At 69.9% G+C, this 12681-nt stretch carries 12 protein-coding genes; 7 read left to right on the forward strand and 5 right to left on the reverse strand.

Annotation, left to right across the window (positions count from 1 at the left end):
• The first annotated feature begins 205 nt into the window (after nucleotides 1–205).
• Nucleotides 206–1447, forward strand: a complete 1242-nt coding sequence (locus tag IEY14_RS09175) for a putative DNA modification/repair radical SAM protein (RefSeq protein WP_188907902.1) — start codon at nucleotides 206–208, stop codon at nucleotides 1445–1447.
• Between the two features lie 3 nt (nucleotides 1448–1450).
• Here IEY14_RS09175 and IEY14_RS09180 read toward each other — a convergent pair whose 3' ends face one another.
• Both IEY14_RS09180 and IEY14_RS09185 read right to left on the reverse strand, forming a co-directional pair.
• Nucleotides 1451–1873, reverse strand: coding sequence for a type II toxin-antitoxin system VapC family toxin (locus IEY14_RS09180; protein ID WP_188907903.1), 423 nt, complete (start codon nucleotides 1871–1873; stop codon nucleotides 1451–1453).
• A complete protein-coding gene (locus IEY14_RS09185) occupies nucleotides 1870–2139 on the reverse strand; it encodes a type II toxin-antitoxin system Phd/YefM family antitoxin (RefSeq protein WP_308422010.1) in 270 nt (89 codons plus the stop codon). The genes IEY14_RS09180 and IEY14_RS09185 overlap by 4 nt, the downstream gene beginning before the upstream one ends.
• A 145-nt stretch (nucleotides 2140–2284) precedes the next feature.
• Between IEY14_RS09185 and IEY14_RS09190 the strand changes: the two genes are divergently transcribed.
• Both IEY14_RS09190 and IEY14_RS09195 read left to right on the forward strand, forming a co-directional pair.
• Nucleotides 2285–3760: a UdgX family uracil-DNA binding protein gene (locus tag IEY14_RS09190; RefSeq protein WP_188907905.1), complete on the forward strand. Its 1476-nt coding sequence runs from the start codon at nucleotides 2285–2287 to the stop codon at nucleotides 3758–3760.
• Between the two features lie 116 nt (nucleotides 3761–3876).
• Nucleotides 3877–5400 (forward strand): helicase HerA domain-containing protein, encoded by a 1524-nt coding sequence (locus IEY14_RS09195; protein ID WP_188907906.1) that lies wholly within the window; start codon nucleotides 3877–3879, stop codon nucleotides 5398–5400.
• A 184-nt stretch (nucleotides 5401–5584) separates the two neighbouring features.
• Here the strand turns inward: IEY14_RS09195 and IEY14_RS09200 are convergent, their stop codons facing one another.
• Nucleotides 5585–6166 (reverse strand): DUF2585 family protein, encoded by a 582-nt coding sequence (locus tag IEY14_RS09200; protein ID WP_188907907.1) that lies wholly within the window; start codon nucleotides 6164–6166, stop codon nucleotides 5585–5587.
• Between the two features lie 133 nt (nucleotides 6167–6299).
• Between IEY14_RS09200 and IEY14_RS09205 the strand changes: the two genes are divergently transcribed.
• From IEY14_RS09205 to IEY14_RS09220, 4 genes are read left to right on the forward strand one after another with little or no spacing between them, the layout of a single operon-like run.
• The gene (locus tag IEY14_RS09205) at nucleotides 6300–7565 is read left to right on the forward strand and encodes a glycosyltransferase (protein ID WP_188907908.1); all 1266 of its coding nucleotides are present in this window, start codon (nucleotides 6300–6302) and stop codon (nucleotides 7563–7565) included.
• Entirely contained in the window at nucleotides 7558–8727 is a 1170-nt protein-coding gene (gene crtY, locus IEY14_RS09210) for a lycopene beta-cyclase CrtY (RefSeq protein ID WP_244639401.1), read from the forward strand. The genes IEY14_RS09205 and crtY overlap by 8 nt, the downstream gene beginning before the upstream one ends.
• Nucleotides 8727–10238 (forward strand): phytoene desaturase, encoded by a 1512-nt coding sequence (locus tag IEY14_RS09215; RefSeq protein ID WP_188907910.1) that lies wholly within the window; start codon nucleotides 8727–8729, stop codon nucleotides 10236–10238. Before crtY ends, IEY14_RS09215 begins: the two co-directional genes overlap by 1 nt.
• Nucleotides 10225–11184, forward strand: a complete 960-nt coding sequence (locus IEY14_RS09220; protein ID WP_188907911.1) for a phytoene/squalene synthase family protein — start codon at nucleotides 10225–10227, stop codon at nucleotides 11182–11184. The genes IEY14_RS09215 and IEY14_RS09220 overlap by 14 nt, the downstream gene beginning before the upstream one ends.
• On the opposite strand, the gene IEY14_RS09225 is transcribed toward IEY14_RS09220, so the two are convergent.
• Nucleotides 11120–11692: a sterol desaturase family protein gene (locus IEY14_RS09225; RefSeq protein WP_188907912.1), complete on the reverse strand. Its 573-nt coding sequence runs from the start codon at nucleotides 11690–11692 to the stop codon at nucleotides 11120–11122. The genes IEY14_RS09220 and IEY14_RS09225 overlap by 65 nt on opposite strands.
• Nucleotides 11693–11717: 25 nt before the next feature.
• On the reverse strand, nucleotides 11718–12674 hold the full coding sequence (locus tag IEY14_RS09230; protein ID WP_188907913.1) for a polyprenyl synthetase family protein: 957 nt from the start codon (nucleotides 12672–12674) through the stop codon (nucleotides 11718–11720).
• Nucleotides 12675–12681 lie beyond the last annotated feature (7 nt).

Below are 12681 nucleotides of genomic sequence, written 5' to 3' on the forward strand. Positions count from 1 at the left end.
TCCCACACCTGCCGAAGGTTCGAACATCGCCAAGCCTTGAACGCAACACCGCGAGGAAGGCATTTGGAATTGCGGAGGAAACAATCTCCGCTCCGATTCCGTTCCCGTCGCGGGAAGGTTGCGGCGGCGAAAATGCCGCATCCCGATCCACAGAGAGTCGCTAAAGCGGTTCGCCTGAACGGAACATGAACGCTATATTCACCGCATGGCCAGTCTCAGCTTGAAAGAAAAGCTCGCGATCCTGTCGGACGCGGCGAAATACGATGCCTCCTGCGCGTCCAGCGGCACGTCGAAACGCGACTCGCTGAAATCCGGCGGCATCGGCTCGACCGAGGGCTCGGGCATCTGCCACGCCTATGCGCCGGACGGGCGATGCATCTCGCTCCTGAAGATCCTGATGACGAATTTCTGCGTCTATGACTGCGTCTATTGCGTCAACCGCTCGTCGTCCAACGTGCAGCGCGCCCGCTTCTCGGTGGAGGAGGTGGTGCGGCTCACCATGAACTTCTACAAGCGCAACTATATCGAGGGCCTGTTCCTCTCCTCCGGCATCATCCGGAGCTCCGACTACACGATGGAGCAGATGGTGGCGATCGCCCGCAAGCTGCGCCTGGAGGAGAACTTTCGCGGCTATATCCATCTGAAGACGATCCCCGACGCCGCGCCGCAGCTCATCGAGGAGGCGGGACTCTTCGCCGACCGCCTGTCGATCAATATCGAACTGCCGACCGACCTGTCGCTCGTCGCTCTGGCGCCGGAAAAGGATGCGCGCGACATCCGCCGCTCGATGGGCCATCTGCGGGCGAAGATCGAGGAACATGCCGGCGAGGCGAAGGACCGGACGAAGCCGCGCCGCTTCTCGCCCGCCGGCCAGTCGACGCAGATGATCATCGGCGCCGACGCCTCGGACGACGACGCGATCCTGTCGCGCTCGGAAAATCTCTACGGTTCCTACGGCCTGCGCCGCGTCTATTATTCGGCCTTCTCGCCGATCCCGGACGCGTCGAGCCGCCTGCCGTCGAGCCGCCCGCCGCTACTGCGCGAACACCGCCTCTATCAGGCCGACTGGCTGATGCGCTTCTACGGCTTCGAGCGCCGCGAGATCGTATCGGGCGGAGAGGGGGGCATGCTCGATCTCGCCCTCGATCCGAAGCTCGCCTGGGCGCTGAAGAACCGGCACCGCTTTCCGGTGGACGTCAACCGGGCCGATCGCGAGCTTCTGCTGCGCGTGCCGGGCCTCGGGACGAAGGCGGTGAAGCGCATCCTGTCCACCCGCCCGCACAAGCGCCTGCGGCTGGAGGATGTCGGCCGGCTCTGCCAGTCGATCGAGAAGGTGCGGCCCTTCGTCATCGCCGAAGGCTGGTCGCCCAGCCGCTTCGCCGACCGCGACGACCTGCGCGACACGATGGCGCCGCGCCAGAAGGCGAAGCAACTGAGCCTCTTCTGAGGATCAGGCCGCCCAGGGATCGAGAATGCGGCATCCCGCGATGCTGGCGAAATCGGCGACGTTGCGGGTGACGAGGGTCAGATCGTGAACGAGGGCGGTCGCGCCGATGAGGGCGTCGTTGCGCGGGCGCGGGTTCGGTATGCTGATCGCGGCGCAAGCCATCGCGACGTCTTCGGTGATCGGCAGGACGAGGCCGGGGCGGAGGGCGTTACGATAGGCGGTGAACCATTCCCGGAGGATGTCGCTCTGTTTCGGATCACGCCGCTGGCAGAGCAGGATGCCCTGCTCGATCTCCATGATCGTCATGACCGACACGAAGGACGCGTCGCCGGGAAGGGCGTGCAGCCTCTTCAGGATATCCGGTGCGATCCGGTCGGGGCGGCGAAGCGTCGAGACGATATTCGTATCGAGAAGATAGCCCGTCATCCGAAATCGATCGGCGTTTTTCTGTCGGGAATTTCCTGTCTGGCCGGCGGTTCGAAATCGAAATCCGCTTCCGGGCGCATGTCGGCGAGCATGTCGACGATCGATGGTCGCTTGAGCCGCAGATAGTCCTCGTGGGTCATCAGGACATAGGCCGGCTCGCCGTTCTCGGTCAGAACGACGGGACCGTTCGCGGCGGCCTGCGCCGCCGGTGCGATCTGATCGTCGGCGGGCGGCATGGGAAATGTCGATCTGGCTGCGTTGGACAAGATCGCGCCCTCCACGATGACGGATCGCCAGCATAGCGTCCCCGATTTCCATGGTCCACGCGACGGTGAACGGATCGCCGAGGATCGGCGTTGCCTCTCGATTTCGCCGGTGCCGCCACCGCCATATCCCCAAGGAGCCCATTCCATGTTCGTCGCCCGTCTCGCCCACCCCGCCGATTTCGAGGGCTGGCGCGCGGCGGCGCGGCGGGCGGTGGCGCTCGGCATCCCTCCGGAGGAGATGAGCTTCGTCACCGGCGAGGAGGCGCCGAGCCTCTTCGCCGAACCCCTGCCGGAGGAGGGGGAGGCGCCGGAGCGGACCGTCACCGTCGCGAAGGCCTTTCCCGATCTCGCGCGGCACGTCCTCTGCCACCAGGACCCCGAACGCTTCCTTCTCGCCTATCGGCTGCTCTGGCGGTTGCAGACCGAGAAGGGCCTCCTGGAGATCGCCTCCGATCCCGATGTCCTGCGGGCGGGGGAACTGGCGAAGGCGGTGCGGCGCGACGCGCATAAGATGACGGCCTTCGTCCGCTTCCGCGAGATCGAGACGGCCGATGGGCGGCATTACATCGCCTGGTTCGAGCCGACGCACCATATCGTCGAGCTGACGGCGCCCTTCTTCATGCGGCGCTTCGCCGGCATGGTCTGGACCATCCTCACCCCGCTGCGCTCGGTCCATTGGGACGGGGCGGACTTGAGCTTCGGGCCGCCGGGCTCGCGCGAGGATCATCCGGCGGAGGACGATGCCGAGGCGCTCTGGCTCACCTATTACGCCTCGATCTTCAATCCGGCGCGGCTGAAGGTGAAGGCCATGCAGGCCGAGATGCCGAAGAAATACTGGAAGAACCTGCCGGAAGCGGCGCTGATCGAGCCATTGGTGCGCGGCGCCGAAGCGGCATCGCGGCGCATGCTGGAAACCGCCCCGACCCTGCCGAGTTTCCGGCACGAACGGGTGATGGAGCGCGGCGAGATGGCAAGGACGGCGAAACTCGCGGCGGAGCCGCGACACGGCAACCAGCCGCGCACGCTGGACGAGGCGCGGGCCGAGGCGCGCCATTGCAAGGCCTGCCCGCTCTGGGAGCCGGCGACGCAGACCGTCTTCGGCAAGGGACCGGACCATGCGCCGGTGATCTTCGTCGGCGAACAGCCGGGCGACCAGGAGGATCTCGCCGGCGAACCCTTCGTCGGGCCGGCCGGCAAGGTCTTCGACGCGGCGCTCGCCGAGGCCGGCATCGACCGCGACCAGGCCTATGTCACCAATGCGGTGAAGCACTTCAAGTTCGTGCCGCGCGGCAAGCGGCGCATCCACCAGAAGCCGAGCATGGGCGAGGTGAAGGCCTGCCGCTTCTGGCTGGAGATCGAGCGCGATCTGGTGCGGCCGAAGCTCGTCGTGGCGCTAGGCGCGACGGCGGCGGCGACCGTTCTCGGCAAGGCGGTGACGATCCGCGACACGCGCTCGCGGCTGATCGATCTGGAGGAGGGGGCGAAGCTCCTCGTCACCGTGCACCCGGCCTATATCCTGCGCCTGCCGGACCCCGAATCGCAGGCCCGCGAGACCGAGGCCTTCCATCGCGACATGGATCTCGTCCGCGCCACCGTTCCCGAGATCGCGCTTGCAGCCTGAGGGGCGGACTTGTCCACAGACCCGCAAATCTGTGGAAGGCGGGCGGGCCGTCCGACTCCTCGCACCCCCCGCGTGCTAGCGCTGTCGTTCGGTAAAATTCGTGGAGAATCCTGGGCATGAAGGTTGCCGTCGATCTCGGGACGAACGCGGCGGGCGAGCCGGCCGAGCTCGATCTCGAGGAGCTCCTGTCGACGCGCCTTCTCGTCCAGGGCAATTCCGGCTCCGGCAAGTCGCATCTCCTGCGCCGCCTCCTGGAGCAGAGCGCGCCCTTCGTGCAGCAGGCGATCGTCGATCCGGAAGGCGATTTCGTCTCCTTCGCCGATCGCTTCGGCCATCTGGTGGTCGATGCCGACCGCACGCCGAACGAGTTGCAGCGCATCGCGCAGCGCATCCGCGAGCACCGCGCCTCGGTCGTCCTCAATCTCGAAGGGCTCGATGCCGAGGTGCAGATGAGCTGCGCGGCGGCCTTCCTCAACGGTCTCTTCGATGCCGAGCACGCCTATTGGTTTCCCATGCTGATCGCGGTGGACGAGGCGCAGCTCTTCGCTCCGGCGATCGCCGGCGAGGTGTCGGACGAGGCGCGCAAGCTCTCGCTCGGCGCGATGACCAATCTCATGTGCCGTGGCCGCAAGCGCGGCCTCGCCGGCATCGTCGCGACGCAGCGCCTCGCCAAGCTCGCCAAGAACGTCGCGGCCGAGGCCTCGAACTTCCTGATGGGCCGCACCTTCCTCGATATCGACATGGCGCGCGCCGCCGATCTTCTCGGCATGGACCGCCGCCAGGCCGAGCGCTTCCGCGATCTGGAGCCCGGCCATTTCGTGGCGCTCGGCCCGGCTCTGTCGCGCCGGCCGGTGGCCATCCGCATCGGCTCGGTGGAAACGCGCGGCCGCACCGGCCGGCCTTCGCTGATGGCCCTGCCGGAGCTCGCCCAGGCCGACATGCGCGATCTGATCTTCGCCAGCGCCGAGGACGAGGCGTTCACGCCGCCCCCGCCGCGCGAGCCGGCGGCGCCGCGCGTCTCGACGCACGAGCTCCTCGGCCGCGTCGCCGCGGGGCGCGAGAAACCCGTTGCCGCGCCGGAGGACGAGGATTCGCGCAGCGAGGACGAGCGCCGGCTGATCGTCGAGGAGATCTTCGCCGAGATGCTGGCCGATCCCGACGCCGCCTTCCGTCCGGTGCCGGTGCTGTTCCAGGACTTTCTCACCCATTGCCGGCTGAAGCGCCTGCGCGGGGCGGAGACCGACATGGCCGCCTTCCGCCGCCGGCTGTCGCTGGCGCGGGCGGGCGTCACGGAAGATGTCGCCGACGAGAGCTGGCAGGCGGTGATCGCCGCCTCCGACGCCCTGCCGGAGGACATGCAGGGCGTGTTCCTGATGCTGGCGCGGGCCGCCCGCGACGGCGCCGACTGCCCGACCGACGAGGCGCTGGCCCGCGCCTATGGCAGCCATTCGCCCTCGCGCGGGCGCTTTCTCCTCGGCTTCATGGCCGAGCGCGGCCTCGTCAAGGTCGAGCAGGACTTCAAGGGCAATCGCGTGGTGACGATCCTGCCGACCGGCTGGCGCCTCGTCCAGCGCGGCAAGCCGGTGAAGGTCGACGAAGCCCGCGCCCGCCGCGCCGCCCGGCTGACGACGAAGGTCTGAAGGAACGGCGCGGGCGTATCACCGCGTTCCTTCTCCCGAGCCGGGAGAAGGTGCCGGCAGGCGGATGAGGGAGCCGTAGCGTGCCGACGGCGGCGCCCTACGCTTCCCTCACCCGACCCTTCGGGCCACCCTCTCCCGACCCGGAAGAGGGAGGGGCGCCTATTCCTGAACGGGCCGTCCTTCGCTACACCGCCACGCCCACCAGCCGCAGCGTGCCGATGATGAAGCCGTCATGGGCGCCGAGGCTGACGGCGATCTCGATGGCGACGACGATCGCGAGGATGGCCGGCCAGGCGAGCCAGGGCATCGCGCCGGCGCCGGCGAGGGCGAAGAGCGTGTCGCCGAAGGAATTCAGCAGGCTGTCGCCGGAATAATGCGGCGCATTGGCGCCGCCCGAGAAGACGCCGATGATCCAGGGTGTGTTCTCCGCCACTTCCCAGATCGAATGGCCGAAGAGCACGGCCAGCAGCATATCCGTCCGCGACCAGTGCGGCCGCAGATACCGGACGAGGGCGAAGAGGCCCATGCCGAAGGCGATGTGGAGGAGGGAGAACCAGTCGGCGAATTGCTGCGAGTTCTCGGCCGGATCGGCGCCGAACTGCCAGAGCGTGACCTTGCCGCAGGGGCAGACCGGATCGCGCCCCATCAGGAGAAGGATCGCCGCCATCGCACCGAGGATGCCGAGGGCCGTGGCGAGCCGCGCCGAGGCGGCCCTGGGGAAGGGGCTGCGTTCGTCGGCCGGCACGGGAGGGGTCAGAGACGACATGGTCCGTCCTGAACGTACCGCAGCGAAGCGGGTTGCGTGTCCGCGCGCGGTGCATCGCCCGCCTGCGCAAAAAAGCGCGGCGGCCGGGCCGCCGGCATCGCCGCCGCCGGTCCTGCCGCTATCTTCGTCGGCGATGGCGCGCTTCGTTCTGATCCCATCCCCCTTCGTCAGCCATATCCGCGTCTTCGAGGCTCTCGCGGACCGCCTCGTCGCGCGCGGCCATCACGTCGCCTTCCTCGTCAATGACGGCGTCAGGCGCCATGTCGTCGCCAATGCCGAGCTGCGCTCCGTCCGGGAGGAGGGGCGAGGCGGCCTCGAGGCGATCGTCCGGCGCGCGGCGCGGCCGAGCGGACCCTTCGGCATCCTGCGCACCGTGGCCGATGTCGCGGCGCTGACCGACGCGCTCTGCCGCGACGGACCGGCGATCCTCGGCGCGTTGAAGCCGGACATGCTGGTCGGCGACGAGATGGAGCCCGCCACCGGCCTCCTCGCCGAGCATCTGCGCCTGCCCTATGCTTCGGTCGCCGCGGCGCTGCCGATCGATCCGGCGCCGGGCATTCCCTTGCCCTATCTGTCCTGGTCCTTCGATCCGAGCCCGGACGGGCTGAAGCGCAATCGCGGCGGCGAGACGGTGGCGCGCCTGTTCCTGCGGCGGCAGCGCCGCGTGATCGAAGCCTGGGCCGGACGGTTCGGCCTCGCGCCGCGCGGCGGCGTCGAGGACTGGCTGTCGCCGACGCTCCGCATCGCCCAGACCGTGCCGGGCTTCGACTTTCCGCGCCCCGCCTCGCCGATCTTCCACGCGGTCGGTCCGATCCGGGCCGAAAGCCCGCTCGCCCCGGCGCTGCCCCTCGCGATCGAGCGCGGACGCCCGCTGGTCTTCCTGTCCTTCGGCACCATGCAGGGGCATCGCCTCGGCCTGTTCCGCCGTCTGGTGCGGGGCGCGCACGACCATGGCGCGCAGGTGCTTCTCGCCCATTGCGGACGCCTCGGCGCGAAGGACGCGGCGAGGACCGGCGCCGACCATGTCACGGATTTCGTGTCGCTGCCGGCCGTCATGCGCCAGGCGGCGCTCTGCATCACCCATGGCGGGCTGAACACGGTGATGGACGCGCTGGCGGCGGGCGTGCCGCTTCTCGTCGTGCCGATCGCCTTCGACCAGCCGGGCGTCGCCGCCCGCGTCGTGCATCACGGGGTCGGCGAGGCGCGGTCCCGCGTCATGGTGTCCTGCGGTCGCGCCGAGGCTTCCATCGGGCGGCTCCTCGCGTCATCCACGGCCCGGGCCAAGGCGGCGGCGATCGGCCGCGAGATCGCCGAGGCGGGCGGAGCGGAACTGGCGGTGGACCTCATCGAGAACGCACTGAAGCCCAATGCGGTCGAGCGGCAGGTCGCGCTTGCCTGAGCGCTTCGATCTCGTCCTTGTCGGCGGCGGCCTCGCCAACGGGCTCATCGCCTGGCGCCTGCTCGAACGGCGCCCCGACCTGTCGCTCCTCCTTCTCGAAGGCGGCGAGGCGATCGGCGGCAACCACACCTGGTCCTTCCACGAGCACGACCTGACGCCAGCGGAAAATGCCTGGCTCGCACCCTTCCTGTGCCATGCCTGGCCGGATTACGAGGTGCGCTTTCCGGCGCGGCGCCGGCGGATCGCCACCGGCTATCGCAGCGTCGCCTCCGACCGCTTCCGCGATCTCCTGACGGGCCGCCTCGGCGCGGCGCTGCGCCTGCGGGCACGGGTCGCCGGGCTCGCGCCGGAGGCCGTCACCCTCGCGGATGGCCGGCGCATCGAGGCCGGCGCGGTGATCGACGGGCGCGGCCATGCGGCGAGCCCGCATGTCGATCTCGGCTATCAGAAGTTCCTCGGCCAGGAACTCCGCCTCGCCGCGCCGCACGGTCTCGTCCGGCCCGTCGTGATGGATGCGACAGTGCCGCAGGAGGACGGCTATCGCTTCGTCTATCTCCTGCCCTTCGGCCCGAGCGACCTCCTCGTCGAGGACACCTATTATGCCGACGGCGCGGCGCTCGACCGCGCGGCGCTGCGGCGGCGGATCGCCGATTACTGCGCGGCGGCCGGCTGGCGCGTCGCCGGGGTGATGCGCGAGGAGGACGGCATCCTGCCGATCGCGCTCGACGGCGACATCGCGGCCTTCTGGGCGGCGCGGGCGGGCGTGCCGGCGAGCGGGCTCGCCGCCGCGCTCTTCCATCCGACGACCGGCTATTCGCTGCCCGACGCCGCGCGCCTCGCCGACCGGATCGCCTCGGCGCCCGACCTCTCGGCCCCGGCGCTCTTCGCCCTTTGCCGCGACTGGTCGATGGCGCGCTGGGAGGAGCGTCGCTTCTTCCGGGCGCTGAACCGCATGCTCTATTTCGCCGGCGAACCGCGCCGCCGCTTCGAGATCCTCCAGCATTTCCATCGCCTGCCGGACGAGCTGATCGCCCGCTTCTACGCGGCACGGCTCACCGGTCCCGACAAGCTGCGCGTCCTGGCCGGGCGTCCCCCCGTGCCGGTCATGGGGGCGCTCGGCGCCCTCGCGCGCCCGCGCCCCATTCGGAAGGAACACGCCTGATGCTGGACCGCACGCTGCCCGGACGGCGCGCCATCGTCGTCGGCGCCGGCTTCGGCGGCCTCGCCCTCGCCATCCGTCTCCAGACGGCGGGGATCGCCACGACGCTCCTCGAACGGCGCGACAAGCCGGGCGGGCGGGCCTATGTCTACGAGGATCAGGGCTTTACCTTCGATGCCGGACCGACGGTGATCACCGACCCGTCCGCGCTGGAGGAACTGTTCGAGGGGGCGGGGCGGCGCCTTGCCGACTATGTCGAGCTCCTGCCGGTCTCGCCCTTCTACCGGCTCTGCTGGGAAGACGGCTACAGCTTCGACTACGTCAACGACCAGGCCGAGCTCGACCGACAGATCGGCGCCAAAAACCCGCGCGATCTCGCCGGCTATCGCCGCTTTCTCGACTATTCGAAGGCGGTCTTCGAGGAAGGCTATGTCAAGCTCGGCACCGTGCCCTTCCTCCAGTTCCGCGACATGGTGCGGGCGGGACCGCAGCTCGCCCGGCTCCAGGCCTGGAAGAGCGTCTATGCCAAGGTCGCCGAATTCATCGAGGACGAGCAGCTTCGCCAGGCCTTCTCCTTCCATTCGCTGCTGGTCGGCGGCAATCCCTTCGCGACCTCCTCGATCTACGCCCTGATCCACGCGCTGGAGCGGCGCTGGGGCGTGTTCTTCCCGCGCGGCGGCACCGGCGCCCTGGTGCGCGGCATGGCGAAGCTCTTCGAGGATCTCGGCGGACGAGTGGAGCTGAATGCCGATGTCGAGCGCATCGCGCTGGAAGGCGGGCGGGCGACGGGCGTCGTCCTGAAGGACGGGCGGCGCTTCGACGCCGATCTCGTCGCCTCCAACGCCGATGTCGTCCATACCTACGAGACGCTACTGAAGGGCACGGCGCGCGGCGCGGCCGAGGCGCGGCGGCTGCGGCGCAAGAAGTTCTCGATGTCGCTCTTCGTGATCTATTTCGGCCTGAAGCGGCACCGGCCGGAGATCATGCACCATACGGTCTGCTTCGGGGCGCGCTATCGCGACCTCATCGCGGAGATCTTCAACGGCCGGACGCTGCCGCACGACTTCTCGCTCTATCTTCACAACCCTTGCGCCACCGATCCCTCGCTGGCGCCGCCCGGCATGGGCAGCTTCTACGTGCTGGCGCCCGTGCCCCATCTCGGCAATGCCGCCCTCGACTGGGAGAAGGAAGGGCCGCTCTATCGCGACCGCATCCTGGCCTATCTGGAGCGGCACTATATTCCGGGTCTCAGGGACGATCTCGTCACCTGCCGCATCTTCACGCCGCAGGATTTCCGCAGCGAGCTCAACGCCCATCTTGGCAGCGCCTTCTCGCTCGATCCGGTGCTAACGCAGAGCGCCTGGTTCCGGCCGCACAATCGCGACGACGCCATTCCCAATCTCTATATCGTCGGTGCCGGCACGCATCCGGGAGCGGGCGTTCCGGGCGTCGTCGGCTCGGCCAAGGCGACGGCGGCGCTGATGATCGCGGATGCCGCCCATGTCCGCCCCTGACGCCGGCGCGGCGGCCGACCGCGCCGAGGTGCTGCGGCTGGCGGCCGGAACGATCGCCAGGGGCTCGCAGAGCTTCGCGGCGGCGGCGCGGCTCTTCGAGCCCGAGACGCGGGCCGACGCGATCCTGCTCTATGCCTGGTGCCGGCACTGCGACGACGTGGTGGACGGCCAGTCGCTCGGCCATGGCGGCGCGGCGCCTCCGGCGGCGGAGGCCCTGGCGCGCCTCGCCGAGCTGGAGGAACAGACGCGCGCCGCCTTCGCCGGGGCGACGCCGGCCGACCCGGCCTTCCGCGCCCTCGCGCTCGTCGCGCGGCGGAGGCGTCTGCCGCTCGCTCTCGCCCTCCATCATCTCGACGGCTTCCGCATGGATGTCGAGGAGCGGCGCTACGCGACGCTGGAGGATCTTCTCGAATATTGCCACCGCGTCGCCGGGGTCGTCGGCACCATGATGGCGCGGATCATGGGCGCCAGCGATCCGCTCGTCCTCACCCGCGCCGCCGATCTCGGCCTCGCCTTCCAGCTCACCAATATCGCCCGCGACATCGTGCCGGACGCGACGGTCGGGCGGGTCTATCTGCCGGAGGACTGGCTGCGGCAGGCGGGCCTCAGCCGGGAGGATCTGACGGACCCCGAGGCCCGCGAGCGGCTCGCCCGCCTCGCGCGCCGGCTGGTGGAGACGGCCGAGCCCTTCTACGCCTCGGCCCGGATCGGGATCGACGCGCTGCCGCGCCGCTCGGCCTGGGCGATCGCGACGGCGCTCGGCGTCTATCGCCAGATCGGGCTCGACGTGGTGGCGCGGGGACCCGGCGCCTGGGACGGCCGGGTCGCGACGAGCGGCCTCGCCAAGCTCGGCCATGTCGCGAAGGGCGCGGGCGTCGCGCTCAGCCGGCGGGCGGGCGCTCCGCCGCCGCGCCCGGCGGCGCTCTGGGCACATCGCTGGATCTGACGGCCTCGCGCTCGGCCCGGCGCTCGCGTTCCACCGCGCCGGAGGCCTTCAGCTGCGCGTTGAGCCGGTCGATCGGCGGGGCGTAGAGGAAGCCGAAGGACACGCCGTCCTCCTTGCCCTTGACGGCGTGGTGCAGCCGATGCGCCTGGACGAGCCGCTTGGCATAGCCCTTGTGCGGAATGGCGCGGAACGGCCAGCGCTGATGCACCAGCCCGTCATGCACGATGAAATAGAACAGGCCGTAGAGGAGGATGCCGGTCGCGAGCGCGGTGACGAGCGGATAGCCGTAGGCGCCGACCGCGAAGAGCACGATCGACACGCCGGCGAAGACCAGGGCGTAGAGGTCGTTCTTCTCCAGAAGCTCGTCATGCGGCTCGTGATGCGAGCGGTGCCAGCCCCAGCCCCAGCCATGCATCACGTATTTGTGCGTCCACCACGCGACGAATTCCATGCCGAGAAAGGTCGCCAGCGCCACCAGGATGAGCACCGGCCAGCTCGTCAGCTCCATCGATTCGCTCCGTTGCGGCCCCGGCTCACGCCAGGCCGACTTCCCTTTCGCCGGCGCCGGCTTCCGCCGGGCGCGGCGCCCGTTCGGCCGGCATCGCCGCGCGAAGTGTCGCGCCGATGGCGAGGTCGACCAGACCCTGCATGCGGCTGCCCGGGCCGAAGACGCAAGCCAGCGAACGCTCGGCGGCGCTCGCATGGCGCTCGATGCGGCGCTGCACGGCCGCCGGTCCCATCATCGCGACGATGGTCGACTTGTTGCGGTCCTGCCCGACATCCTTGCCGAGTTCGGCCGCCGCCGCCAGCTGGTCGAGCAGATCGTCGACGAGCTGGAAGGCATGGCCGAGCTCCTGGGCGAAGAGCCGCAGTTCCGCCCGGTCCGGCTCGCGCGCGCCGGCGATGACGCCGCCGATCTCCACGGCGGCGCTGAAGAGCGAGCCGGTCTTCAGTCCGTTGGCGGCGGCGATGCGGGCGACGGGCCGCTCCGCCGCTCCGCCGCGCAGGTCCTCGAACTGGCCGGCGACGAGGCCGCGCACGCCGACGGCGCGCGACAGGATGGCGATCGCCTCGAGCCGCGCCTCGGCGCCGAGATCGGGAATCGTCGCGAGCAGCTGGCTGCTGCCGGCCAGCGCCCCGATCGCGACGAGCACCGCCACGTCCTCGCCATGGCCGATATGCACCGCCGGCAGGCCGCGTCGCATGGTCGCATCGTCCATGCAGGGCAGGTCGTCGAGGACGAGCGAGGCGGCATGCACCATCTCCACCGCGCAGCCGGCATCGATCGCCGCCTCGGTGGCGCCGCCGAGATCCTCGGCCACCACCACCGTCATCAGGGGGCGCAGGCGCTTGCCGGGCGCCAGCACGCCGTCGCGCAGCGCCTCGGTCAGCGCCGTCTGGCCGGCCAGCGTCTGCGGCAGCACCGCTTCCAGGCGCAGGTCGATCCGTCTTCGGATGGCATCCAGGCTTGTCTTGAGGTCTGGCGTCATGCCGCAG

The organism is Aureimonas endophytica, assembly GCF_014642635.1.
GTDB classification, from domain to species: Bacteria; Pseudomonadota; Alphaproteobacteria; order Rhizobiales; family Rhizobiaceae; genus Plantimonas; species Plantimonas endophytica.

Coding starts and splice junctions, on each gene's coding strand:
- IEY14_RS09215 (WP_188907910.1), top strand. CDS start 8,727: ATGCTGGACCGCACGCTGCCCGGACGGCGCGCCATCGTCGTCGGCGCC.
- IEY14_RS09220 (WP_188907911.1), top strand. CDS start 10,225: ATGTCCGCCCCTGACGCCGGCGCGGCGGCCGACCGCGCCGAGGTGCTG.
- IEY14_RS09195 (WP_188907906.1), top strand. CDS start 3,877: ATGAAGGTTGCCGTCGATCTCGGGACGAACGCGGCGGGCGAGCCGGCC.
- IEY14_RS09180 (WP_188907903.1), bottom strand. CDS start 1,873: ATGACGGGCTATCTTCTCGATACGAATATCGTCTCGACGCTTCGCCGC.
- IEY14_RS09230 (WP_188907913.1), bottom strand. CDS start 12,674: ATGACGCCAGACCTCAAGACAAGCCTGGATGCCATCCGAAGACGGATC.
- IEY14_RS09175 (WP_188907902.1), top strand. CDS start 206: ATGGCCAGTCTCAGCTTGAAAGAAAAGCTCGCGATCCTGTCGGACGCG.
- IEY14_RS09190 (WP_188907905.1), top strand. CDS start 2,285: ATGTTCGTCGCCCGTCTCGCCCACCCCGCCGATTTCGAGGGCTGGCGC.
- IEY14_RS09205 (WP_188907908.1), top strand. CDS start 6,300: ATGGCGCGCTTCGTTCTGATCCCATCCCCCTTCGTCAGCCATATCCGC.
- IEY14_RS09225 (WP_188907912.1), bottom strand. CDS start 11,692: ATGGAGCTGACGAGCTGGCCGGTGCTCATCCTGGTGGCGCTGGCGACC.
- IEY14_RS09200 (WP_188907907.1), bottom strand. CDS start 6,166: ATGTCGTCTCTGACCCCTCCCGTGCCGGCCGACGAACGCAGCCCCTTC.